This window comes from Kaistella sp. CFF1-2 (genome assembly GCF_059509915.1).
On sequence record NZ_JCAKLF010000002.1, the window covers coordinates 455,070 to 480,743 of the forward strand.

Genomic DNA, 25,674 nt, shown 5'->3' on the forward strand with positions numbered 1-25,674 from the left:
CTCCCTTTTTTATGATTCAAAACCGCTTGTTGTTGTGTTTGGTGGTCTTTTTGGAGGACCATTGGTATTCGGCTTAGATGTATTCGGTTTTTGAGGGGTCACAGGAGGCGAAGGTTGCCCCAAGTGACCAGCAGGAGCATCCCCCTGATTTTGAGGCGCCGCTACAGGAGTTTGGTTTTGCGCTGGAGCTTGCGGACTAGCAACAGTATTCCCTTGCGCATCCGTTAATTCCATACTTAAATCACTCTTCAAATAATTGAGCATATCTTTTGCTTTTTGTCCTTCTAACGTTTTAGAATAGTTCAATGCGATTTGCTCCAATTGCAAAATCATAATTTCCTTCCCAGCCGTTTTCCCAGTGTTAAAAGCATTCAATAAAGCAAATTTCGGAACTAATGCATCTTTTGGATACTTCTCCAACGATTGAGAAATCAATTGCATCGATTCCGGATATTTCTCTTGTGAGTACAAACTAAAAGCTTCTTTATAAACCCCTTCCACTTCTGTAGAAGATGGTGAAAAAGTGGTGCTTTGCGGATTTTTCACAAACTCGGCATACGATGTATAAGGGAACTCTTGTAGAAGTATATTCTTGGCACGTTCAGCCGCTTTTGGATTTTTCTGATAATTCATCGCGAAAATCTGATACAACGCTTGCAGTTTCAAATCTTGCTCTGGTTGATTATCCACCAAATCATACAAAGTTTTGGTGGATAATTCGGTCTTAGAAAAGAAGTTTTCATACATCCTCCCCAAACCTAAACTCGCTGTATCACGATCTTTTTTTAATGACGCTAAAGTTTGCTGATCTGTTGGGATTTTTTCAATATAAAAATCGGGTTCATAACGTCGAGGATCTTTAACGGACGAAACACCCATGGCTTCATTCTTAACATCTTCAATAGAAGCTGTTTTTGTTGAAACACGCCAATTGTCGGATTGAGCCCTGTTTCCCCAAATTTGTTTAAACTCATTTGCTCCTTTGCTTACAGTGTTGGTATTGGCAAAATAAAAACCGCCTTTCCCGCCTTTCGTGTCAAAATCCTGAAAACTTGAATTATTTGTTGTTGCAAAAATGGAATTGGAACTCATATCACTTGTTTCAAACCCTTTTGCGCGTTCTGCTTTTCGACGTTCAATTTCTTCTTGTTCGTCTTTTTTCTTTAGCGCTTCAATATGTTTATTAAAAAAAGCAACCCGTTCCGCTTCTGGCATTTTCGCAAGGGAAAGGATACTATCATTCTTTTTAACGAGATAATAGTTTTCTGTAATTTTCTTAATGTCTTTTGACAACGAAGTCACTTGATCACGCGTTGGAGGATAATTCATTACCGCTAAAGCCGAATCATAATAGGCTCCCGCAGAAATATAATCGTCTTTATCAAAAAATGCTTTTCCCATTTCGTAGAAAGTTAGTCCACGAATCTGTGGATCCGATTGTTTTTCTGAAATTGACTTTTTAAAATACGCATCTGCTTCATCTAATTTACCGGCTTTTTGAGCCATTAAACCCAAAGCGTAATAAAATTCATTTTTACGAGAACCGTACGTTCCTTTTTTACTGATGGATTCTATGTATTTTTTAGCATCCTCGTAGTCATCGGACTTTCCTTGAAAAGTTTTTGCAATTTCGATTTGAGATTTTACTTCAAATTCAAAATTATTTGCATATTTATACGCCGTCGTAAAGCTTTCGCGAGCCTCTTCTGGCTTTTGAAGTGTATTTAAAATTTGACCTCGCAAATAAGCGATACGAGAACGTAATTCTCTATTTTTATTTAATGTAAAAGCATTGGCTAATTCTTCAACCGCAGCTTCATTTTTTCCTGCATCCAAAAGCATTTCCGAATAATAAACGGACATTAATCTCGCATGAGATTTTTTTAATTTGGAATCATTTTGTAATGCCAAATAAATTTCTTCAGCGCGATAATAATCCTTCATTTTGGTTAGAGCAAGCGCTTGATACACTTTTGCCAAAGGAAGATCCTTGTCTTCTTTCATATTCACCAAAAGATAATTAATCGCATCTAATGCTTCCAACGGTTTATCCATATACAAACGCGCCTGAGCCAACAAAATATGAGCATCAAAAAGCATTTTATTCTTCTGCTGCCCGTTTTTCATGACGGAATATTTCTCAATCGCTTTTAACGCTTTCGCTTCTGAAATCTGAAGAACGCTCACGATTTTAGTTGAATTACTTCCTTGAGGAACGCCCAAGCCGCCCATCATGGCGCCTTCATCTTCACCAAAAGGTGAGCTAGCTCCATCGAAATCTGTTCCTAATGGCTGTTCATCACTTGTAAGCAACCGAATATAGGGAGCGAAATAATTATCTTGATGTGCTTTTTTACGAGTCGCAATTTCTTCTTGTAAAGCTTCTTTACTGTTAAAAATCGTGTTGTAATAGGAGTAAAAACCTTTCAGCCCAACAGTTGTGCTCGGTTTTTTATATTGCGTTTTGCACGCAAGAAGGGTCAGTATCGAAAGAAAGAGAACTAAATTTTTCTTCATCGTGAATTGATAACTCTAGAAATCTGATTTTATTGTCTTGAAAACGAATATTTTTCGACCAAAACAGCATCAAATTTCCAAACTCAAAAATATAAAATATTATTGACCTGTAGAAAGCATTTTTTGCTTCAATTCTTGGTATAAAACAGCCGTTGGCAATCCCATTATGGTGTAATAATTCCCAATGATTTTAGAGATTTTTGTTAACCCTAACCAATCCTGAATTCCATAGCTTCCCGCTTTGTCTAATGGATTGTCATTTTGAATGTAATAGTCGATTTCTGCATCTGTAATTTCTTCAAAAAAGACTTGAGCTCCATCTGTAAACGTTTTCGTTTCAGATTCTGTCTTCAAGGTGAAAGAAGTGTAAACAAAATGCGACTTCCCAGAAAGTTTTCTCAGCATTTTGAATGCCTCTTCACCATCTTTTGGCTTTCCTAAAATTTCGTTTCCTAACGCCACCACCGTATCCGAAGTTAATAAAACACAATCTTTTAAAGAATCTTGGAACGCTTCGGCTTTTTTTAAAGAAATGTAGGCAGCAACCTCATCGGCTGGTAAAGTTGATGGAAAAGATTCGTCACAGTCGATAGATACGGTTTCGAAATCAAAACCCATTTGCTTTAGTAAAGCACTTCTTCGAGGTGATTTTGAGGCTAATAAAAGTTTCATTAAATCGAACGTGTTTGATCTTCAATATCCCAAGTTCCTTGAACCTTCATCACTTGTTCGATGACATCACGAACTGCTCCTTTTCCACCTTCAATGGGCGAAATATAATCTGAAATTGCTTTAATTTCTGGAACCGAATTGATCGGACAAGTAGCGATTTTCACCAAATTCATTATTCCGCGATCGGGAATATCATCACCCATCATTAAAATTTCATCGTTATTTAGGTGATGTTTCGCTTTAAAATCTTCGAAATCCTTTATTTTATCATGAGATTTCGCATAATAATCTTGAATTCCTAAATAGTTAATGCGATGCCTTACCATGGGATCGTCTCCACCTGTAATTACCCCAATTTTATACCCTTGTTTAATTGCTTTTACAACAGCATATCCATCTAAAACATTCATCACGCGGCACATACTTCCGCCTGGCATTAGATAGACACTTCCGTCGGTGAAAACGCCATCCACATCAAAAATAAATGCTTTTATATCTTTCAGATTCTCTTTATAACTCATAGTTTCAAAGGTAGTATTTCTTCTTCAAAATAAAAATCCCCGAATTACTTCGGGGATTTGATATTGTATTTTTGTTCTTATTTGAAATTAAATTTCACCGTAAACATCACTTGACTTGGTCTAATTGATCTGATAGACGTTTTTGTTATCTTATTATTTGCATCATATCCAATATCTTCAAAGAATTTTGTGTTTCCTATATTCAACCATTTCAGCTCAAAATCAATTTTCTTTTTATCCCAAGTAAACTGGTATGAAGCATCAAAAAATGAATTTTTTCGAGCATCACCAGCAACATCTGACGACATATCGTCCCAGAAGAAACCGAATGTATGGTTTTTAATAGGATAAAAATAGGCTGCTAAATTGTGATTCCAGTTAGTACTTTTGTTTGTTGAATTATCATTTTGATTAAGGGTATTTGTCCAATTCAACGAAGCTGAATAATCAACGCTAAACCACGAAAAATAATTGTTGTTCACTTTAAAACTCAATCCTTGTCTTTCAGAAATAATTTTATTTACATTATTATTTAGAAAAGAATAACTTCTGGAATTGCTGTTACTAAAACCTACGGAAGCATTTGTTTTGAATTTTGGAAAATACTTCCCAATTTCTGCTCCTTGTGATCGAGTTATTAAAGTATTTTGCATTGACACAAGGTCCAAATAATAACGTACTACACTTCCTTCTTGTACCATCCTATAACTTTCCATGATATTTCGTTTGTTGGTATTGTACCCCATACGAACATTAAAGAACAAGTTGTTTAATGGATTACGATACTCTAAACGGGTTCCTACGTTTCTACTAACATATTCAGGCATGTTAATATCGGCGTTGCTTCTTGCAAAACGCATGGAAGAGTTTAGCGGATTGGTGTACATTTCCCCCTGATACAAAAATCCAAAGTTTCCTAAATTATAATTCTGGCTAGCAAAACCTCTCCAAATAAAGAATGATGCAAACTCATAACTTGCAAATAAGTTTGGTTCAAAAGCTAGCTTGTTGGTTTTTAGCTCATTATCTCTAAAATTATCTTTATAGGTAATACCGTAAAAATTGAATGGCATCATCAAGTTAACGTTCAAGTTATTCGCTTTATAGTTCACACCTAATTGTCCGTAAGGCTTCACTTCATTCCATTCATTATCGTTGATGTATTTATCACCTAATGATGTTGAAGAGTTTCCATTGATACCAAACAATTCCGATTGTAGTTTATTTAATGATATATCCAAACCAACTTCTGGCGTAAACGTCCAATTTTTATGGCTAAATCCAACCGAAGCGGAGTGATTTAACATCGTAGTAATCGATTTCGCATATTGTTTTCCTTGATCGTAGTTCGTACTATTTCCAAAATTCATATAGGAAGCAGGATCTACCAATAAGGTTTGTTTATCATCCTGAAAACTGATGTAACTCATGATGTTTACCAATTTTTCTTTCCAAGGAACGATCGTGCTCATCGAATTCTGAAATACACTTGAAGGAGAATTTAATACTTCATTAGCAAAACTATTTTTGTCTATTGAATTATTAGTGACTGCCGCCTTTGTATCATTCCAGAAACTATTCCAAGTCGTGGTATTTTTGAAAAATCCTTTTTTAGCGTTTTTGGAGAAAATTAATTCGCCTTTTAAAGCATTGGAATAGAAATTATTGGATTTAGAACTTTTATATTCTGTTTTTTCAAATCTACCTGCTGGTATGTTAACTTCATATATCTCCAAATTAGAATCTTCTCTTTCCACAGAATTATTCGCATAATTTGCGTTTGCTTTTAATTCCCATTCTTTATTTTTAAACGGACTTGTTAAGATATTTGCCGAAAAGAAATGAACATTATTAAATAAATATCTTTTCTCTGGAACACTCGGCGTACCAGCAGATTCTGTAGAAAGCCATCTTTTTGGAGATGCTTGCGAACGCCTGCCTTCCCAACGGTTGAAACCTCCCAACATATTGGCATCGTTTTCTACACTTTCTCCATTGTTATTGGTTTTATAATTAACTACCCACTGGTTTTTCTGACCGAAAAACATGGGTGTTAACTTCACATTCCATAAAAATGGATCCATTCCAACACCAACTTCACCACGACCGGTCATAGTTACATTTTTCTTCAACTTAATATTGATGGATGCTTTATCAGATGGAATTTTATCCTGTAAAATTTTGATTGGCTGATGGTTTTCCAGAATTTCTACTTTGGAAACCGCATCTTTAGGAAGCGCTTTATTCAATGCCCCATATCCGCCTTCCATGATGTCTTTTCCATTAACCATAAATTTCTGAAGCGGCTCGCCTTGATAAAGAATACTACCATCGGTATTGACTTCAATTCCTGGCATTTTCTTTAAAACATCTGCTAACGTTCTGTCCGATTGACTTTCAAAAGATTTCAAATCGTAGGAAATGGTATCTCCTCGCTTCGTAATTAATTTGGTTTTAATTTTAACTTCCTGGATTTCAGTTGCCTGACTTTCCATTTCGAAATTAAGATTCTGGTTATCATTGGTAACACTTTTCGTGATGGTTTTTTGGTTGAACGCTTTCACTTTCAAGTCGACATCTGAAGTTGAAGAGTTGAAAGTAACCTTGTACTCTCCTTTTGCATTAGAAATACCGTACGCCAAAATTGCATCACTTCCTGGAACTTCAACAGTTACCGAAGCACTAGGAATAGGCTGTCCATCACTGTCTGTTACTTTTCCCGAAATGGTCTTTTGTGCGAAAATAATAGTCGTGCAGCACAAAAGAAGAAACAAAGAGAAAATTCTTTTCATATAAAAATTTGATTTTTTTAGGAATTAGTTGGTTTTTCGTGGATTTTGTTACATCATCATCAAAATCTGGGTAAATGTAATCAAAATATTTTATAACTAAATAAATAGTGATAAAATTTTTCCAGCTAAAGTGTTAGATTGTAATTTTTACTAAAGTTAAATCCAAGTTAGAAAATCTTAATAGTCTTTTTAAATGAACGAAAATTAACACCAAATAAAAAAGATTAGTAATTTTGCAAAAGTTTGATTAGAGAAAATGGGATTACATTTAAAACCAATCGATGTTGTAGACGATATTTCGCAGCATGATTTTATAGAAAACTACTTGAAGCCAAGAAAACCTTTGGTGATCAAAAACATGGCAAAAAAATGGCCTGCGTACCAAAAGTGGACCATGGAATACATGAAAGAAGTGGTAGGCGATGTAGAAGTTCCCCTTTATGACTCGGCGAAAGCCGATCCTGCGGCTCCTATTAATTCATCTGCAGCGAAGATGAAATTTGGAGATTACATCGACTTAATTCAACGCGAGCCAACGGATTTACGTATTTTCTTGTTCGACCCTATCAAATTTGCACCTTCTTTATTAGACGATTACCTTTCTCCAAAAGAACTTATGGGAGGCTTTTTAGACAAATACCCCAATATGTTTTTTGGTGGAAAAGGCTCGGTAACGTTCCTTCATTTCGATATTGATATGGCGCATATTTTCCATACTCATTTCAATGGTCGAAAACATATTTTGCTGTTTGACTACAAATGGAAAGATCGTTTGTACAAAATGCCTTATGCTACTTACGCATTAGAAGATTATGATATTTCTAATCCTGATTTTGATAAATTCCCTGCTTTAGACGGTGTAGAAGGAATCGAATGTTTCCTAGAACATGGTGACACATTATTTATGCCAACAGGTTGGTGGCATTGGATGAAGTATTTGGACGGAAGTTTTTCTATTTCCCTTCGAGCTTGGGATAAATCTTGGGGCGTAAAAGCACATTCTCTTTGGAATCTCACGGTACAACGTAACTTCGACAATATTATGAAACGTCGTTACAAAAAAAGATACATGGATTGGAAGGAGAAAAAAGCTGTAGAAATAGCAAACAAAGCCTTGAAACGAGGCTTACCAAAATAAAAAAATCCACTCGTTCGAGTGGATTTTTGTTTTATCTTAATTTGAATCAACGCTTAATCGTTCAGTTTCAAAACGGCCATAAATGCAGACTGTGGAACTTCTACACGACCAATTTGTTTCATTTTCTTTTTACCTTCTTTTTGTTTTTCAAGGAGTTTACGCTTTCTAGAAATATCACCACCATAACATTTAGCGGTAACGTCTTTTCTTAAAGCTTTAATGGTTTCTCTCGCAATAATTTTTGCCCCTAAAGCTGCTTGAACTGCAATGTCGAACTGCTGTCTTGGAATCAATTCACGCAACTTTTCGCACATTCTTTTACCGATGTAATAGGCATTAGAATCGTGAATTAACGACGATAAAGCATCCACCATATCGCCATTAATAAGAATATCCATTTTCACCAACTTCGATGCACGGAAACCAATTGGATGATAATCGAAAGAAGCGTATCCTTTTGAAATTGATTTTAATCTATCATAAAAGTCAAAAACAACTTCTGCCAATGGCATATTGAAAATTAATTCAACTCTATCTGCTGTCAAATAACTTTGGTTAACGATTTCACCACGTTTTTCAATACATAGCGTCATTACTGGACCAACAAAATCGGATTTTGTAATGATAGAAGCTTTAATATAAGGCTCCTCAACACGATCCATCGTCATTGGATCCATCATTTCGGATGGGTTGTTAATCAAAATTGGAACTTCCGGTTCTTTCTTTGAATAACCGTGATACGATACGTTGGGAACGGTTGTAATAACGTTCATGTTGAACTCCCTATCCAAACGCTCTTGAACGATTTCCATGTGCAACATTCCTAAGAATCCGCATCGGAAACCAAATCCTAAAGCTGCCGAACTTTCTGGTTCGAAAACTAAAGAAGCATCATTCAAACGAAGTTTTTCTAATGAAAAACGAAGTTCTTCAAAATCCTCCGATTCGATTGGATAAATACCTGCAAAAACCATTGGTTTCACTTCTTCGAAACCATCAATCGCAGCCAAAGCAGGGTTTTCAGTTGTTGTAATCGTATCCCCAACTTTTACTTCTCGAGCATCCTTAATCCCCGAAATAATATATCCTACGTCACCCGTTTTAATTTCTTGTTTTGGAACCTGTTTTAGTTTCAAGGTTCCTACTTCATCGGCATCATAGGTTTTTCCCGTTGCCATGAACTTCACTTTCTGGCCTTTTTTAATGCTTCCATTAACGACTTTAAAGTACGCTTCAATTCCACGGAAAGGATTATAAACAGAGTCGAAAATCAAAGCTTGAAGTGGCGCATCTTCTTCACCAACTGGAGCTGGAATACGCTCAACAATTTGCTCTAAAAGATGATGAACACCTTCGCCTGTTTTCCCAGAAACTCGCAATACATCTTCATACTCGCAACCGATTAAATTCATGATTTCATCGGTAACTTCCTCTGGATTCGCAGATGGCAAATCGATTTTATTAAGAATCGGAATAATTGTCAAATCATTTTCTAACGCTAAATACAAGTTAGAAATCGTTTGCGCTTGAATACTTTGAGCGGCGTCAACAATTAACAAAGCGCCTTCACAAGCAGCAATAGAACGGGAAACTTCGTAAGAAAAATCTACGTGTCCCGGCGTATCAATAAGGTTCAAAACGAATTTCTCCCCTTTATATTCGTAATCCATTTGGATTGCGTGCGACTTAATCGTAATCCCACGTTCCTTCTCCAAATCCATGTCATCAAGCGTCTGCGACTGTAATTCTCGTTGAGTTACCGTATTGGTATACTCCAAAAGGCGGTCTGCAAGCGTTGATTTCCCGTGGTCAATATGCGCAATAATGCAAAAGTTGCGTATGTTTTTCATGTAATTTTCTGAATGTTTGCAAATTTAAGTTTTTTCGATGATATTCCCATCAAAATCAATTTAAGCCCGAAAATCAATCCAAAGAAAAAGCCCTGAAAAGGAATCTCAAGGCTTCTTCAAAACAAAATGTGTATATTATGGTCTTGTGTTAGACCTAACTTGTGGTGTTGAATTCTGTCGAACCTCGGCATTTCCTGAAGGAACTCGAGCCGGTGTACTCATTGATGGCGTACTTGGACTCGTCTCTTGACGGAATCCTTGCTGCATTGAATTATTCATTCGTGCTGCAGAATCCTTTATTTCATTACGTTTGTGCATGATTTTTTCACGCATTGCGCCTTCGGTCATAAACATTTTTAAAACCTGTTGAGGCTTAATGATTTTCTGCATTTCTATGGCATAGCGACGTCGGTTGTTCATTAAACGCTCGCCTGTTTCAAAGCTTTGTTCCAGTCTCTTACGAGCTTCTTCGTCTGTTAGTTTTTCAATATCAGATTGGCCATAATTGCCTTCTTTTATCTTTCGTTGCTCTTCCTGATATTGGTCGTAAAGTTTTTTAAACTCTTCTTTTTTCGTATCGTCTTCAATCTTCAATTCTTCAATAAACATGGCATCACGATACTTTCGCAATAATTCTTTTCGCTCGTCGGGAGAAAGATTCTGCAAAAGGCTTTGTCTTTGTTTATCGGAAACCTTTGTAAGATCAAACCCATTGATTATTTGTGCCTTTACACCTAAAGACAAACAAAAAATCAAACTAAATAAATACCATTTCTTCATATTTTTAATAAAATACATCTAAATAAACATCGTGCTCCGCTTCCGTAGAAAGCTTCGCAATTTCTGCAGATGAATAGGATGCTACTAAGGCATTCGCCTGATCATCAAAACTTACCATTGCCTTTTTTGATTTTGCAATTGGTTTATTTACAGTAGGTTTCGCACTTACATGAGCAACCGTTTTAATTGACACTGACGACTCATTTGAATTAGTAATTACAGTGCTTTCTGAATCATCAACTTCATTTGTTGCCAATGAGGAAGCGTCTTGCTGAATTGGGTTCTCTTTTTCAATAACTTGTTTAGAATAACTAGAATCAACATTTTGTGCAAAACTTGTCTTCGTGATGCTCGTAGAATCTTGATCATTCATCATAAAAATCCCCCAACCACCTAAAATAACCATTGCTGCAGCAGCATACTTCCAAAAAAGTGGAATCACTTTTCCTTTTTTAATCTCCAATTGAGGTTCTTCTGAAACCGATTCTAGAACATTTTGCTGCATTTTTTCGAAAAAATCCTCCGGAACAGAATAAATGTTCTTGCGTTCTAATTTTTCGATATCTATTTTTTTCATCTTCTAATTTTTTTCGGAATTGTTGATGATATATTCCTCTATTTTCTGTTTGGCGTAGTGATAGTTTGTTTTCAATGTACTCACACTCATATCCAAAACCTGACTCATTTCTTCATACGGCAACTCATCATAATACCGCATGGTGAAAACTAATTTTTGTTTTTCTGGCAATGATTGAATTGCTTTTTGCAATAAAATCTGGATTTCCTCAGCATCATGTTCTGCATTATCCGCTGCAAGGTTTTGCATGTAATACTCGGCATCATCATCCGTTTTTTGCATTCGCTTCATTTTATTTACCTGCTGAAGCGATTCGTTGGTTGCAATTCGATACAACCACGTGTATAATTGACTATCCTGTTTGAATTGATGAAAATTCTGATACGCTTTAATAAATGTTTCTTGCAAAACATCTTGAGCGACTTCATGATCCACAACAATTCTTCGGATATGCCAATACAACCTACTTTGATACGTATCCATCATCGCACGAAGCCCCTTCTCGCGAGTCTTTATGTCCATCATCATCGAGATGATTGCTTCGTCCTTGCCCTTCATATCCTATGTACGTCTTTTGGATTCTATTTTCTCCAAAAGGTTAAATATAATTTTAAATTAACATCCTAAATTAATAAATTTCTACATTTGTTAGATGAAAATTGTCATCATTGGTACAGGAAATGTCGCTTATCACCTTGCAAAAGCATTACACGCTAATAAAATTTTTGTGGAGCAAATTTTTGGCCGAAATACCAAAGAGGCTCAAAAAATTGCAGAAGAGATTGGCACACAGTTCAGTTCACAACACCTTGCTGATGCCGACTTATATTTAATTTCCGTTAGCGACACTTCTATTCCAGAAGTTTCAAAGATTGTTACAAAAAAGAATGCCCTTGTTGCACATACATCTGGTTCTTTACCCAAAGAAATTCTAAATGGTGATTACAAAAAAGCTTGTTTTTATCCTTTGCAAACGTTTTCTAAAGCCAAAGAATTAGATTATTCCCAAATTCCATTTTTTATAGAAGCGGAAAATCAAGAAGATGAAAACGCTTTAACGGATTTAGCTTTGAAAGTTTCGGATAAAGTTCAATCAGCTGACTATGAAAAGCGAAAATACATTCACTTGACTGCCGTTTTCGCTTGCAACTTTGTCAATCATTTGTTTACAAAAGCCAAGGGAATATCAGACAGTCAAAACATTCCTTTTAATTATTTTCTTCCTTTAATAGATGAAACGGTGGAAAAAATTCATTTTCTAGATCCGAAATTAGCGCAAACTGGACCAGCAGTTCGCAATGATCAACGCATTTTGGAACTGCACGAAAAGTTGATTCATGATGAAAATGCTTTAAAAATTTTCAAAACAATAAACAACTCTATTTTAGACCTTTATCAACTAAAAGATACTTTTCCCGAAAAAAATAATTAATTTTTTCTGTAACATTTTTTAAGGATTTCGGACTTATTCTATAAATCATTTGAAAAATGAAAAAATCATTTCTTTTAATTCTTTTGTGCTTTGTCGTAGGAATCCAAGCACAACAAACTGCAAACCGTTTTTTTTATGAGCTTACCTATGCTCCAAATAAAGACTCTATAAGCAAGACCCAAAAAACAATGACCATTTTAGATATTACGAAAGACAAATCCATCTATCGTGATTATTTAATGGTTTCTCAAGATTCAATCCTTAAAATCGAGGTTGAAGCAATGCAAAAATCTGGAACATTTAAAGATTTATCTAAAAGTATCAAGCAACCAAAATTTGCCCATAAAATTTCCAAAGCATATCCTTCTATGGAGGTAACCTATTCTGAGCAAATTCTTCAAGACATTGTTTCGTATAAGGAAACTGAGAATTTTAATTGGAATATTGGTACTGAAAAGAAAAAAATTGGAGCTTATGAAGCTCAAAAAGCGACAACTGAATTCGGTGGAAGAAAATGGACAGCATGGTTTTCTTCAAACTTACCTTTTCAAGATGGACCATATAAATTCTTTGGACTTCCTGGACTAATTGTTCAAATTGGTGATGACCAAGGTAACTATTCATGGACATTACAAGGAAACAAAAAAGTAGAAAATTATGAAGAACAAAGCTATTCGGAATCTTTAATGAAGAAATTCGGACAAGGTATTAAGGATCTAAATGTAAATAGAGAACGCTTTGAAACCATTTACGACGCTTATAAAAAAGACCCTTTTGGAAGTATCCGATCTCAAATTGCTCAAATCCCTGCAGAGGCAAAAATGCCGGATGGAACAAGAATCGCGGACATGCTACGAGACCAAGAGGAAAGATTGAAAAAATACCTCAACGAGAATAGCAACAGCATAGAACTGACAGCTCCAGCACCTGCAAAAGGTAAGAAAAAATAACACATTCATTATAATTATATCTTGATTGTGGCCAGACTCTAGCGAGTCTGGCCATTTTAATTAGGGAAAGTCATGACATTCTCCCACAAACCTATTTAGATTCATTTTAAATAACTATCTTTGCCGTTCTAATCTTTCTACATTGAAAAATTCAGGATTCAACAAAATGTCTCAATTTCCTTTTAACAAGAAGGGAACAATTGTGGACTACGACACCGAACAAGCTCAAATGCCTATCAAAATTATAGAAATGGGGCTTCTTCCTGGTACCGAATTCACCATTTTGTATCAAGCACCTTTTAATGGTCCTTTCTACATAGAATACGGTGTTGAAAAAAGCAGAATTGCTCTTCGAAAAGAAGAGGCAGAATATCTTATTGTAGAATAATTAAGTGCAGATTATAACGGGTTCACATGGCATCTCAAAACAAACAAATTCTCCTTGTCGGAAATCCCAATGTTGGGAAATCAACTATTTTTAATATTCTTTGTAATAAAAAACAAAAGACGGGAAATTATGCTGGCGTAACCGTTGCTAGCCACTCAGGAAACTACATTTATCAGGATGAAAACGTAGAGGTCATTGACCTTCCAGGAAGTTATAGCATTTACCCAAACTCAGAAGACGAAGCTATTTTTGCAAAATATCTTGTTGATGAAAATAAAAAATACCAAGGCGTTGTTTATATTCTTGAAGCGGTAAATATTAAGCGTGGATTGCTTTTGCTACAGCAAATTCAGGATTTAGGAATTCCCGTTTTAGTAGTCGTAAACCAAATTGACGAAGCTAAAAAAAGAGGAATTACCCTTTTCCCTGAAAAACTAGAGCAAGAACTAGGTGTAAAAGTTCTTTTAACAAACGCCAAAAATCACATTGGAATTGAAGAAATCCGCACTGCTATTTTTGAAAATAAATTCCAGAAAAGTGAGCAACCAAGTTTTGAAATTCCAAAAGAACATAAGCCTTTAATTGAAAAAATATCCGAGCAAAGCAAGCAGGAAAATCCGTATTTAGCTTGGAGTTTGTTGGCTGGAGAACAGTCACACACCTTGTTGCAGTCATTCGACGTGCAACTAGAAAAAGAACACAAATGGGTTCCGAAGAGACTTCAAACGCAAGAAACCATTCGTCGTTATCAAACCATCGATCAAATTTTAAAATCGGTCATTGAAAAACAACCGGATAAAAAGAAATTATTTACCGAAAAATTAGATAAAATCTTGGTTCATCCCATTTTGGGGTATCTCATCTTTGGGCTAATCTTATTGTTGATTTTCGAAATGGTTTTCTTCATTGCGAGTTATCCGATGGATTGGATCGATGCATTCTTTGGTACTTTGGCAAGTTATGCCCAAACACACCTTCCTGAAGGGCCGATTAATTCTTTAATCTCTAATGGAATTATCCCTGGAGTTGGCGGCATTGTGATATTTGCGCCTCAAATTGGGATTTTACTATACTTCTTATATCTTTTAGAAGATTCGGGATATATGGCGCGAGTAGTGTTTTTAATGGATCGATTTTTACGACCATTTGGATTGAATGGAAAGAGTATTGTGCCTTTGGTTTCAGGAACGGCCTGTGCGATTCCAGCCGTTATGTCCACTCGAAATATTGAAAACATTAAAGAACGTTTGTTCACCATTTTAGTAACGCCTTTTATGACGTGTTCGGCAAGGCTTCCCGTTTATACCATTATCATTGCTTTAATTATTCCAGAAAAGACAATTTACGGAATCAGTTATCAAGCTTTGGCTTTATTAGCCATGTATTTGTTAGGGTTTTTCACCGCAATTCTCGCTTCATTAGCTTTAAAAAGTGTGATTAAATCAAAAGAAACATCGTATTTAGTGATGGACATGCCATCATACAAAAAGCCTCTTTTTGGATATGACTTGAAATTGGCTTTGCAAAAAGTATGGGGATTCATCACCGGAGCTGGTAAAATTATCTTTGTTGTAAGTATTATCATTTGGGCGTTAAGTTATTTTGGTCCGGCGCAGCATGAAAAAGAAATGGTTTCTACCAATGTAGAGCTCGATCATTCGTATTTAGGTAGAATGGGACGACAAATGGAGCCTTTAATCGCACCATTAGGTTACGATTGGAAAATGGGTGTTGGGTTGATCACCAGTTTTGCAGCTCGCGAAGTATTTGTAGGAACCTTGTCCACCTTATACGCCATGGATGAAGATGCTTCGGAAGGTCGAATTTTAGACAAAATGCGTCATGACATCAAGCCAAACGGTGAAAAGGTATTTACGTTTGCAACAGGTTTATCGATATTAATATTTTACGCCTTTGCCATGCAATGTATCTCTACCATCGCCGTTGTATATAGAGAAACCCAATCATGGAAATGGACCGCTTTGCAAACAATCGGAATGTCATCATTAGCCTACGTTGCCTCCATGATTGTATTTCAACTATTTAAATAATATTTTATTCGAACTAAATTCTCTTATTATGGATCCCATTCTAATTCAATACATTCTCATTGCCGCAGTAGTTTTGGGTGCTTGTTATTCAGTTTTTAGGATGTTCCAAAAGAATTTTTCTTCCAAGAAATTCGACTCAAAAAAAGGCTCTTGCGATAAGGATTGCGGTTGCTCTTAAACGTAACTTAGCAAGAATACTTCTCATCAATACCACAAATATTGGTGAAAAACTTCGTATTTTTGCTGTATCTTTTGTCAAGACAAAAGAATATTCTACAAACAAGTAAATAAAACACATGTCGTTAATAAAAAGTATTTCAGGAATTCGTGGGACTATCGGTGGAAAAGTAGGTGATAACCTTACACCGCTAGATGTTGTCAAATTTGCTTCGGCATTCGGAACGTGGTTGCAAAGCACCAAAAACAAGAAAAATTTAAGCTTAGTTATCGGTAGAGATGCACGTATTTCTGGGCAAATGGTTTCTTCTCTAGTTTCATCAACGTTGCAAGGATTGGGAATTAATGTCATTGATTTAGGTCTTTCTACAACGCCAACGGTGGAAGTGATGGTCCCTGAACTTAACGCAGATGGAGGAATTATTTTAACGGCATCGCATAACCCAAAACAATGGAACGCACTAAAACTATTAAACGAAAAAGGGGAATTCATCAATGGTGAGGAAGGTGCTGAAGTTCTTCGATTAGCGGAATCTGAAGATTTCAATTACGCTGAAGTCGATGATTTAGGTTCGTACGAAACTCGTGAAGACGCTTTCGGTATTCATATTCAGAAAATTTTGGATCTACCAATGGTGAATGCAGAAGCTATTAAACCTAAGAAATTTAAAGTGGTTCTTGACGCAGTAAATTCTACGGGAGGCTTGGCTATTCCACCGCTATTGGAAAAGTTAGGATGTGAAGTTATTCCGTTATATTGTGTTCCAAACGGGCAATTTCCGCACAATCCAGAACCTTTAAAAGAGCATTTAACAGACATTTGCGAACTGGTAAAATCTGAAGGAGCCGATTTAGGAATTGTTGTTGATCCTGATGTTGACCGATTGGCTTTAATCGATGAAAATGGAGAAATGTTTGGAGAAGAATATACGTTGGTTGCCGTTGCTGATTATCTTTTGAGACATAAAAAAGGAGCTGCGATTTCAAATTTATCTTCCAGTCGTGCGCTTCGTGATGTTGCGAATGGTTTAGGTGGCGAATATTTTGCAAGTGCCGTTGGAGAAGTAAACGTTGTTACATTGATGAAGGAGAAAAACGCCGTTATTGGTGGTGAAGGAAATGGTGGCATTATCTATCCTGATTTGCATTACGGAAGAGATTCTTTGGTAGGCGTTGCTTTGTTTTTAACGCATTTAGCAAACGAAAACAAATCCGTTTCTGAACTTAGAGCGACCTATCCTGCTTATTATATGGGCAAAAAGAAAATTGAACTAACACCAGAAATCGATGTTGATGCACTTTTAACTAAAATGGAAAAAGAGTATCTAAATGAAGACGTTTCTACTGTAGATGGTGTCAAAATAGATTTTGCGGAGAATTGGGTGCACTTGAGAAAATCAAACACAGAGCCAATTATCCGAATTTATACCGAAGCAAAAACGCAAGAAGAAGCCGATACTTTGGGCGACCAAATGATCGCAAAAATTAAAAGTTTGATTTAGAATCGAAAAAACTCCCTTGTGGATAAGTTTCATGATAAGAAACTGAATTTCGAATTCTAATTTCCTAACTTTAAATAACTAATTAGAGGATGGATCGAAGTGGGCAATGTAATTTCCTACTTGGGTTTTATCAAATGAGAAAGAAAATTGGAAGAATTTTTTGAAAACGAACACGCTCGACGTTTCGAGGAAATGATAGAAAACAATGATGAATACTACTTCGACACCGAAGAGTTGGTAGACATTATTATCTATTACTTGGAACTTGGCGATATCAATTATGCGGAGTTAGCTGTGAATTATGCGCTAAAACTTCACCCCAACTCACTGGAAATAAAAACCAAGAAATTGGAAGTTTTATTGGAGTTGGAGAATTACAACGAGGCCAAACGAATTATCGATGAACTAAAAGAAGCGTCTATGGAAGACACAGACTTCTTGGTTTGTTGTGCCAAATATTATTCGAATCTCGGCAACCCGAAAAAAGCTATTGACTATTGCTTGAAAGCATTAGAGTTGAAAGAAGAAGAAAACTTCCTTCACAACTTCATTGCCGACGAATATGTTAATTTGGAAGATCCTTTCCAGGCTTTAAAACATTACAAAGAAGCGCTTCAATTGGACCCAAATGACGATTATTCTTTGGAAAATGTGATGTTCTGCTACAACAGAATGAAAAAGAATAACGAAGCTATTGAGTTTCTAAATCATTATTTGGATCAGTTTCCGTATTCGGAAACGGCTTGGTTTGAGTATGGTCAATTCTATTTTAACCGTAAAAAATACGACGAAGCTATTCGTGGGTTCGATTATTTATTAGCGATCAATTCCTCTGCTGTAGGTGTTTATTCCAACAAAGCTGCGTGTTACGAGGCGATGAAAGAATGGCAAAAAGCAATTGAGGTCTACGAAGAAATGCTGGAATTGGAATATACGAAGGCATTTACATTCTATAAAATCGGAATTTGTTTCAAAGAATTGAAGCAACCAATTCATGCCATTAGCGCGTTTCAGAAATCATTACGTGAAGATCCGCAGTTTTATCTTTCGATGATGGAGCAATCCTTCATTTACGAAGAAATTGGTGGAATGAAAGAAGCGTTGCATTTCGCAAAAGAAGCAACCATGCTTAATGACACGAATTTAGACTATCAAAAACGATTAGCTTTTTTATACATCGATGCAGGGAATTTTGAAGAAAGTTTGCATTGTTTAAAGAAGCTTGTTGATGCGGAGCCAAGTAGATTTTACAATTGGTATGCTTATGCCGAAGTGATGATGCTAATTGGCGAATATCAAGAAGCCATTACCATTTTGTTGCAAGCAACGAAGAAGCACAAAAGAGCCGAATTGTTTTATCAATTAAGTAATTCGTATTTTAACATTCATTCGGACGAGGAAGGTCAAATAGCTTTGGAAAAAGCCATGGAACTTGATTCGGAATTGCTCACCGATATGCAAAAGAAATATCCGTATCTTGTAGATCAAGCCAAAAAATCAAAGGCTAGAAAGAAGTAATTAAATCCTAAAAGATATTGGTTTCGGCGAGCAAAGCTCGCCGAAACTTTTTTTTATTTATTTTTTCCGCAGAAAAATAAGTCCCGCAATAATAATCAGTCCACCAATTAATTGCATCAGGCTTAATTTTTCACCATCTAGAATCCCCCAAATAACAGCAACAATCGGCATTAGCAAAGTAGTTGTCGAAGCAAAAAGCGGAGTCGAAATACTCAACAATCGATAATTAAGCATCATCGCTAATCCCGTCCCAAAAAACGCGAGTAAAGACACAAAGCCCATTCCCTTCCAGAACTCGACGCTATCGACATCTATTCGTTCGAAAAAACCAGAAAAGAAAAGGGAAATCAATGACGGAAGAAAGAGAACAAATGAAAAGACATAACCCGATAACAATTTCGAAGGAACATCTCCCAATTTCGCTTTAACGGTGGTTGTACTCACGGCATATAACAAAGTCGCCAGTAAAAGCAATAGAATTGGAAAAATCTTCAAACCACCACTTTCAGAACCTTGCATCGCAATAATACAAGCACCAACGAAACTAATCAAAACACCAATAATTTGATTTTTATTTGTGGGAAACTTCCACACTAAACCACCTACAATAATCACGAAAATGGGCATCATTGAATTGATAATTCCCGCAATACTGCTACTTATTTGAGTTTCGGCAATAGGAAATAAAAACATCGGAATAAAATTCCCGGTAAAAGCTGCCAAACAAAGCCATTTTAGATGCTTTCTTGGAAATTGCTTAATTCCCTTTATCGCTAAAGGAAACATGAAAATTCCAGCAATTAAAACACGTAATCCGCCCACTTGGTACGGACTAAAAAAGTCGAGTGATTTTTTAATTAATATAAATGAGGAACCCCAAATCAGTGTCAGCACGAGTAACAAAACCCATTTTTCATTTTCCTTTGTCATTCTTCAAGCTGTAATTTAATTGGGATTTCTAATCGATATGGAACGGTTTTACCTTTCCATTTAGCGGGTGTAAACTTTCCTTGAAGTAAATAGACCGCCAAAGATGCTTGTCTATTCAAAACGCCATTTTCTCCTTCTGCATCGACAAAAATAATGTTTCCAAGTTCATCCACCACAAATTGAATTTGAGTTGACAAATTCTTATCCAAATACGAAAAAGCATCCAAATAAAAATGGCTTACCAATTCTTCTCGAAGCGCATTCATTCCACCTGGATAGGTTGGAATTGTTATTTCAGATCTATACTTTGAATCGGGAATTGAATTTAATTTCGATATCAAATTTATATCTTCTTCATTACGCGTTCGGATTAAAGCGCCAACAAAAGCCACATTTTGTACGCTATCCATTTTATGCATGAATAATGCATAATCTTGTTGCATCAATAACTTTTTCTCAAAACTAGCTGCAGCCAACTCTTTTTCAAACTGCGTTGCAATTTGATTTTTTTGATTTTCAAAATACCCTTTCAATCGTCTAAACTCATCGTTTTGTTGACCGAAAGAAACTTGAAAAATCAGAATTAGAAAAAATAGGATTTTCGTTTTCAAAGCAAAAAAAATCCTCCAAATGGAGGATGGTATTTTTTAATTATTTCAATAATTGTTTAAACGTATCTCCTTGTTTTATATCACCCGTCTGATACCCTTTCATAAACCATTGCGTTCTTTGCGCAGCGCTACCATGCGTCCAATGATCTTGATCAATATAGCCTTGAGAACGTTGTTGAATATTGTCATCTCCAACAGCTTGAGCGGCACCAATGGCTTCTTCAATATCACCAGGATCTAAAAACTTTTCTCTATTCTCCGTACTTCTCGCCCAAAGACCCGCATAGAAATCAGCTTGAAGTTCGGTCGCAACAGAAACTTGATTAAGTTGCGTTTCCGAATATCGTCCGCTTCTACGTAAATTATCCGTTTCCGAAAGAACTCCTAACACATTTTGAATGTGATGGCCGTATTCGTGAGCCAAAACATAGGCTACCGAAAACTGACCTACTTTCGCGCCAAAACGAGATTGCAATTCATTAAAGAAACTTAAATCCATATAAATAGTTTCGTCAACTGGACAATAAAAGGGTCCCATCGCTGATTGAGCCGTACCGCATCCGGAACGCGTTGCTTGCTCGAACATCACTACTTTTGCAGGGCGAAACTGCATATTATAATTCGCAAAAATTCCGCTCCACGTTTCTTCATTTTCGGCCGTTAGCATACTGATGAATTGCTCAGCTTGCTTTTCATTTTGCGAAAGTTCTCTTGCAGGAGCCGACGATTGCGTTTGCATACCCGAAGAAAGAATAGAAGACGGATCTCCACCTAAAAAGAACACAATTGCCGCAATAATAATGGTTCCTAAACCTCCACCAACGAGCATTCCGCCGCCACCGCCAGAGCCACGTCTGTCATCCACATTATCACTTCTATCGTCTGTCCATCTCATAATTTCTAAAATTAAGGTATGTAAAAATACTAATAATTTAAATAAAAATCTTTACACTTGGGTTTTCTTACGAAAATCGATCATCTTCAATGCTGTGACTGCTGCTTCTATACCTTTGTTTCCTAAAGCACCACCACTTCTCGCAATAGATTGTTCTTTGGTATCATCAGTTAAAAGACAGAAAATAGCCGGCACATCCGTTAAGATATTACAATCCTTGATGCCTTGAGCAACGGCAGAACACACGTAATCGAAATGCGCCGTCTCACCACGAATCACACATCCAATAGCAATTACAGCATCGTATTTCCCCGACTTGCATAACTGCATTGAAGCATAGTTCAATTCAAAAGCTCCAGGAACTTGAAATTCTGCAATATTTTCTGCTTTTACACCTTCTAATAGAAGCGTTTCTTTACAACCGCTCCAAAGATTGTCGGTTACAAAGTTATTCCACTCTGAAACAACAATGCCGATTGAAAATTCATCGGCATTGTTTATATTCAGTTTTTGATATTCTGATAAGTTTGTTGTTGCCATTGATTAGTAATATTTTACCATTTCAACATACGCATCGGACATTCCGTTGTCGTAATCTTGATACTTTTCTCCAATGGTTGTGAAATACGTTTTAGCTTCTGCTTTTTTGTTTAATGCTAATGCTAAAAGTCCGGCTTTTTTCGTGAAATAATACGTTGTGTATGCATCACTTGAAGCACTAACTGCTTTACCTAAAAGAGAAAACGCATCTTCTGTTTTATTCAAATTCGCCATACAATCAGACATCGCACCGTATTTCAATGCTGTTAAGATTTCGTTTTTAGATGAAAACTTGTCTAATAAATCGTATGCTTCTTGATATTTCCCTTCTTTGAATTTCAATAAACCTGCATTATAAGCAGCAAGCTTACCAACTGGAGTTCCAGAATACTCTTTATACGTTCCCATAAAACCAGGGTTCGCAGCAGATTTTCCACCTAAAGCTTCAGGGTCTTTACCTTCGCTAAGGTTTTTTTGCGCTGCAAAATATCCTTTAAGGGCTTCTTCATTTTGCGGTTTAATTACGAATTGATCGTATGCAAAATACCCCAATACTCCCAAAACAATAAATCCAAGAATACCGGCAATAAGCTTAGCATGTTTTTCTAAAAACATCTCTGTTTTCAAAGCTTCTTTATCCAAATCTTTGAAAAACTCTACGGTTTCTTTACCTTCTTCTTGTTTATTTTTTCCAAATTTAGCCATAATCCTAAATAAATGTCTGCAAATTTAATGGTTTTAAGCGAAATACTCAAATAAATTTAATACTCTAAAATTGTGTGAATTTCGGCTCCGAATTTTTCTAGTTTTTGTTTCCCGTTTAGGTCTTTCAAACCAATTAAAAAACTGAATTGAGAAGCGACTCCACCCTGCTTTTCAATGAGCAATGCAGCGGCTTCTGTCGTCCCTCCCGTTGCCAAAAGATCATCATGAATCAACACCTTTTGTCCCGGTTGAATATGTCCGGTTTTCATTTCGATTTCGGAAGAACCGTATTCTAAGTCGTATTTCTGACCAACAAATGGTGGCGGAAGTTTTCCTTTTTTACGAATTAAAACAAAGGGAACGCCTAAAGCTACAGCGATTGCAATTCCGAAAAGGTAGCCACGACTTTCAATTCCGCACACGACATCTACTTTTCCTTTTGAAAACTCAACGAAATCTTGAATCACGTCTTGATACAAAGCGGGGTCCAAGAATATGGGTGTAATGTCTTTAAACTGAATTCCAGCTTTTGGAAAATCTGGAATATTTTCTATTGTCTTTTCTAATTTCTCTTTTAAAGAATCTGAATTCATTTTAATTAATCTTGTAACTTGAAATTTTCCACTCTCCATTCACATTCTTCAAACCAAATGTTACGTTTAGTGAAGTTGTTTTACCGTCTTTATCTTTCACATCGTAGGTTGCATTCACGCTTGATGAATTTCCATTAACTGTAGGTGCTCCAATATTTTTCACACTAACAGATTTTACTCCACCAAAACCAGAAGTTTGGTTAGAAAAATTATCATAATTACCCCAATTTGGGTTATCTGATGTATCGTAAGCTCCTTTAAAGTTTTGTGCATTTAAGTTGCTTAAGAACTTCGAAACCGTTGACTTTGGATCAGCCGTAGAAGCCACTGGAGTTTCTGGTGTTGTTCCTTCTGGAGTTTCAATACTTGGATCTGTAATCGTTGATGGATCAACAGGAACTATAACTCGTAACGCGTTTGGATTTACATTCATCCCGATCTTCGACATTTTATATGCCTTGTTTGTGGACTTTACCGTAACCGTAATATCTAATTTTCCATCCGGAACTTTGGACTGATCGATTTTATTTAAATTAACCGTAAATCCTTTAAAATTGTTATCAAGCATTAAGTTCTTTGATGTCAATAAACGAGTTCCGTTATTAAATACCTCTAAAACGGTTTCTAAAGCCGCTTGTGAAAACTGAATTGGCTTCCCTGAACCATCAACTAACCTTGGAACGACTTGTAAAGCTTTCGCACCCATAATTGAATCTTTGTTGATTTCTAAAACTTGAAGACTTAAAGACGACGCTTTAATATCGTTCGGGTCATGTTCTTCTGGATTCGCTGTTCCGAAGATGTCCATTTCTCCCAAAGATGGCGGTCCTGTACTTGTCCAAGCAACTCCGTTTTTCTGCGCTACTTGATCGGCCATTGAAAGAATTGCTGGAACTTTCATTCCATTCAGCATTTGACCTAAATTTTTCAATTTGACAATGTCGTTCTCTCCTTCAACACCGAAGGTTTTCAAAATATATAATGCCTCACTAAATTTCACTTGCTGCAGCGTATTCAAGCTGGAGGCCATATCGTTAATACTTTCTTGGAACGATTTCGTGGTCGTAGCATCTACGTGGTCTTTCTTACAAGAAACCAAAACCAACATCATGGCAAAAAGATAGAGTAAACGTTTCATAACTTTTGGGGTTTAAACAAAAATAAAAAAAATCCCAACAATGTTGGGATTTATATTGAATTTAAATCTATTAGAATGGATATTCGTAGATTTTTGACTCGTGTAAATATGGGTTTCCTACAGGAATCAACTTCAGTTTAGAAAGGGCAGTCATTACAACGAAGATAAATAAACCTCCAACGAACAAGGCAGCTCCGATTTCTAACAATCCGATTCCCCAGAAAGGACCAACTGTTCCTGGCATTACCATATTGAAGTAATCTAACCAGTGACCGAACAATACTACGACAGCCATTATTGTTACTACCGCATAATTTCTCTTGATGCTAGAACTTACCATAACCGCTAAGGGAATAAGGAAGTTAAAAATTAGCATTGGAAGGAACGTTGGTGCATAGTATTCAAATCTACCAAAGAAGTAGTTCACCTCTTCTGGAACGTTTGCATACCAGTATAACATAAATTGACAGAACCATGTATACGTCCACAACATTGAAGTTGCGAAAAGGAATTTTCCTAAATCATGTAAATGGTTATCGTTGAATTGTGGTAAGAATCCTTTTTTCTTTAAGTAAACACTCACTAAAATGATTACAGCAATTGCACTTGAAAGGCAGCTAACCATTGAATACCAGATATACATTGTAGAATACCAGTGAGAGTCAATAGACATCAACCAATCCCAAGCCCAAGCCGCAGATGCGAACCCGAAGAATGCGATATATCCAACACTCCAGTTATACAAGCTTCTGTAGTCTTTTCTATCTTTAGTTTCATCCAATCTCTTCGAAGTTGATTTCAATTTCCAAACGAAGAACGTAGCACCCACAACATAAATTACGTTACGAACAATATACCATGGTACATTTAAAAATGCTTTCTTTTCGAATAAGATTGCATCAAAACTTTCACTTCCAGGTGTTGTTACCGCTGGATCCATCCAGTGGAACATGTGACTGACATGCGCGACGTTAAGAACCATAATTAGCAACAAGATAGCACCACCAAATGGCAGATACGAAGCAATCGCTTCCATCACTCTTGTGATAATAATTGGCCAACCTGCGTGAGCAGCATGTTGAATTGAGTAAAAGAACAATGCACAAGCACTCACTCCAAATAAGAAAACGGCTACGGTATGCAATGCAGCATACGGACGGTTATGTACTTGGTGCTCTGCAATCGTTACGTGGTCTTGATGATCTTTTGCTAGTAACTCACTAGAATGTGTCATCGCATTGTGACCTCCCTTATGAGCTTCAACCATCATTTGTTCCACTTGAGCAGTTTCAATGCCTTTATTCATGAAAAAGCCAGCGCCAAATAGAACTAAACCTCCAACTAAAAGGATTATAGAAATTAATCTTAATTTAGGTGAAAAAGTATACATTATCTTC

At 36.3% G+C, this 25,674-nt stretch carries 23 protein-coding genes; 7 read left to right on the forward strand and 16 right to left on the reverse strand.

Annotation, left to right across the window (positions count from 1 at the left end):
- Positions 1 to 9 precede the first annotated feature (9 nt).
- The 4 genes from porW to AC5XHR_RS07230 form a co-directional block, all read right to left on the reverse strand.
- Entirely contained in the window at positions 10 to 2,517 is a 2,508-nt protein-coding gene (gene porW, locus AC5XHR_RS07215) for a type IX secretion system periplasmic lipoprotein PorW/SprE (RefSeq protein ID WP_495950107.1), read from the reverse strand.
- Positions 2,518 to 2,616: 99 nt separating this feature from the next.
- Entirely contained in the window at positions 2,617 to 3,189 is a 573-nt protein-coding gene (locus tag AC5XHR_RS07220) for a Maf family protein (RefSeq protein ID WP_495950108.1), read from the reverse strand.
- A complete protein-coding gene (locus tag AC5XHR_RS07225) occupies positions 3,189 to 3,710 on the reverse strand; it encodes a KdsC family phosphatase (RefSeq protein WP_495950109.1) in 522 nt (173 codons plus the stop codon). The genes AC5XHR_RS07220 and AC5XHR_RS07225 overlap by 1 nt, the downstream gene beginning before the upstream one ends.
- Positions 3,711 to 3,787: 77 nt before the next feature.
- Positions 3,788 to 6,502 carry a carboxypeptidase regulatory-like domain-containing protein gene (locus AC5XHR_RS07230; protein ID WP_495950110.1) on the reverse strand — a complete coding sequence of 905 codons (2,715 nt, stop codon included), beginning with the start codon at positions 6,500 to 6,502 and terminating at the stop codon, positions 3,788 to 3,790.
- Positions 6,503 to 6,758: 256 nt separating this feature from the next.
- Here AC5XHR_RS07230 and AC5XHR_RS07235 point away from each other — a divergent pair, with 256 nt between their 5' ends.
- Entirely contained in the window at positions 6,759 to 7,640 is an 882-nt protein-coding gene (locus AC5XHR_RS07235) for a cupin-like domain-containing protein (RefSeq protein WP_495950111.1), read from the forward strand.
- A gap of 53 nt (positions 7,641 to 7,693) precedes the next feature.
- On the opposite strand, the gene lepA is transcribed toward AC5XHR_RS07235, so the two are convergent.
- The 4 genes from lepA to AC5XHR_RS07255 form a co-directional block, all read right to left on the reverse strand.
- The gene (lepA, locus tag AC5XHR_RS07240; protein WP_495950112.1) at positions 7,694 to 9,490 is read right to left on the reverse strand and encodes a translation elongation factor 4; all 1,797 of its coding nucleotides are present in this window, start codon (positions 9,488 to 9,490) and stop codon (positions 7,694 to 7,696) included.
- A 135-nt stretch (positions 9,491 to 9,625) separates the two neighbouring features.
- Positions 9,626 to 10,270: a hypothetical protein gene (locus AC5XHR_RS07245; protein WP_495950113.1), complete on the reverse strand. Its 645-nt coding sequence runs from the start codon at positions 10,268 to 10,270 to the stop codon at positions 9,626 to 9,628.
- A 4-nt stretch (positions 10,271 to 10,274) separates the two neighbouring features.
- Positions 10,275 to 10,847 carry a hypothetical protein gene (locus AC5XHR_RS07250; RefSeq protein WP_495950114.1) on the reverse strand — a complete coding sequence of 191 codons (573 nt, stop codon included), beginning with the start codon at positions 10,845 to 10,847 and terminating at the stop codon, positions 10,275 to 10,277.
- Between the two features lie 3 nt (positions 10,848 to 10,850).
- Positions 10,851 to 11,405: an RNA polymerase sigma factor gene (locus AC5XHR_RS07255; protein WP_495950115.1), complete on the reverse strand. Its 555-nt coding sequence runs from the start codon at positions 11,403 to 11,405 to the stop codon at positions 10,851 to 10,853.
- Between the two features lie 94 nt (positions 11,406 to 11,499).
- Here AC5XHR_RS07255 and AC5XHR_RS07260 point away from each other — a divergent pair, with 94 nt between their 5' ends.
- The 6 genes from AC5XHR_RS07260 (at position 11,500) to AC5XHR_RS07285 (ending at position 18,865) form a co-directional block, all read left to right on the forward strand.
- The gene (locus AC5XHR_RS07260) at positions 11,500 to 12,279 is read left to right on the forward strand and encodes a Rossmann-like and DUF2520 domain-containing protein (RefSeq protein WP_495950116.1); all 780 of its coding nucleotides are present in this window, start codon (positions 11,500 to 11,502) and stop codon (positions 12,277 to 12,279) included.
- A 56-nt stretch (positions 12,280 to 12,335) separates the two neighbouring features.
- The gene (locus tag AC5XHR_RS07265; RefSeq protein WP_495950117.1) at positions 12,336 to 13,229 is read left to right on the forward strand and encodes a GLPGLI family protein; all 894 of its coding nucleotides are present in this window, start codon (positions 12,336 to 12,338) and stop codon (positions 13,227 to 13,229) included.
- A gap of 166 nt (positions 13,230 to 13,395) precedes the next feature.
- A complete protein-coding gene (locus AC5XHR_RS07270) occupies positions 13,396 to 13,617 on the forward strand; it encodes a FeoA family protein (RefSeq protein ID WP_495950118.1) in 222 nt (73 codons plus the stop codon).
- Between the two features lie 26 nt (positions 13,618 to 13,643).
- Positions 13,644 to 15,668, forward strand: a complete 2,025-nt coding sequence (gene feoB / locus AC5XHR_RS07275) for a ferrous iron transport protein B (protein ID WP_495950119.1) — start codon at positions 13,644 to 13,646, stop codon at positions 15,666 to 15,668.
- A 296-nt stretch (positions 15,669 to 15,964) separates the two neighbouring features.
- Positions 15,965 to 17,347: a phosphoglucosamine mutase gene (glmM, locus tag AC5XHR_RS07280; RefSeq protein ID WP_495950120.1), complete on the forward strand. Its 1,383-nt coding sequence runs from the start codon at positions 15,965 to 15,967 to the stop codon at positions 17,345 to 17,347.
- Between the two features lie 147 nt (positions 17,348 to 17,494).
- Positions 17,495 to 18,865 (forward strand): tetratricopeptide repeat protein, encoded by a 1,371-nt coding sequence (locus tag AC5XHR_RS07285; protein ID WP_495950121.1) that lies wholly within the window; start codon positions 17,495 to 17,497, stop codon positions 18,863 to 18,865.
- A 57-nt stretch (positions 18,866 to 18,922) separates the two neighbouring features.
- On the opposite strand, the gene AC5XHR_RS07290 is transcribed toward AC5XHR_RS07285, so the two are convergent.
- The 8 genes from AC5XHR_RS07290 to AC5XHR_RS07325 form a co-directional block, all read right to left on the reverse strand.
- On the reverse strand, positions 18,923 to 19,795 hold the full coding sequence (locus AC5XHR_RS07290) for a DMT family transporter (RefSeq protein WP_495950122.1): 873 nt from the start codon (positions 19,793 to 19,795) through the stop codon (positions 18,923 to 18,925).
- Positions 19,792 to 20,406 (reverse strand): hypothetical protein, encoded by a 615-nt coding sequence (locus AC5XHR_RS07295; protein ID WP_495950123.1) that lies wholly within the window; start codon positions 20,404 to 20,406, stop codon positions 19,792 to 19,794. Before AC5XHR_RS07295 ends, AC5XHR_RS07290 begins: the two co-directional genes overlap by 4 nt.
- A gap of 40 nt (positions 20,407 to 20,446) precedes the next feature.
- Positions 20,447 to 21,301, reverse strand: a complete 855-nt coding sequence (ypfJ, locus tag AC5XHR_RS07300) for a KPN_02809 family neutral zinc metallopeptidase (protein WP_495950124.1) — start codon at positions 21,299 to 21,301, stop codon at positions 20,447 to 20,449.
- Positions 21,302 to 21,352: 51 nt separating this feature from the next.
- Entirely contained in the window at positions 21,353 to 21,841 is a 489-nt protein-coding gene (gene ribH, locus AC5XHR_RS07305; RefSeq protein WP_495950125.1) for a 6,7-dimethyl-8-ribityllumazine synthase, read from the reverse strand.
- 3 nt (positions 21,842 to 21,844) lie between these two features.
- On the reverse strand, positions 21,845 to 22,546 hold the full coding sequence (locus AC5XHR_RS07310; protein WP_495950126.1) for a YfgM family protein: 702 nt from the start codon (positions 22,544 to 22,546) through the stop codon (positions 21,845 to 21,847).
- Positions 22,547 to 22,602: 56 nt separating this feature from the next.
- A complete protein-coding gene (locus tag AC5XHR_RS07315; RefSeq protein WP_495950127.1) occupies positions 22,603 to 23,139 on the reverse strand; it encodes an adenine phosphoribosyltransferase in 537 nt (178 codons plus the stop codon).
- Between the two features lies 1 nt (position 23,140).
- Positions 23,141 to 24,277: a hypothetical protein gene (locus tag AC5XHR_RS07320; protein ID WP_495950128.1), complete on the reverse strand. Its 1,137-nt coding sequence runs from the start codon at positions 24,275 to 24,277 to the stop codon at positions 23,141 to 23,143.
- A gap of 70 nt (positions 24,278 to 24,347) precedes the next feature.
- Positions 24,348 to 25,667 (reverse strand): quinol:cytochrome C oxidoreductase, encoded by a 1,320-nt coding sequence (locus AC5XHR_RS07325; protein WP_495950129.1) that lies wholly within the window; start codon positions 25,665 to 25,667, stop codon positions 24,348 to 24,350.
- Positions 25,668 to 25,674 lie beyond the last annotated feature (7 nt).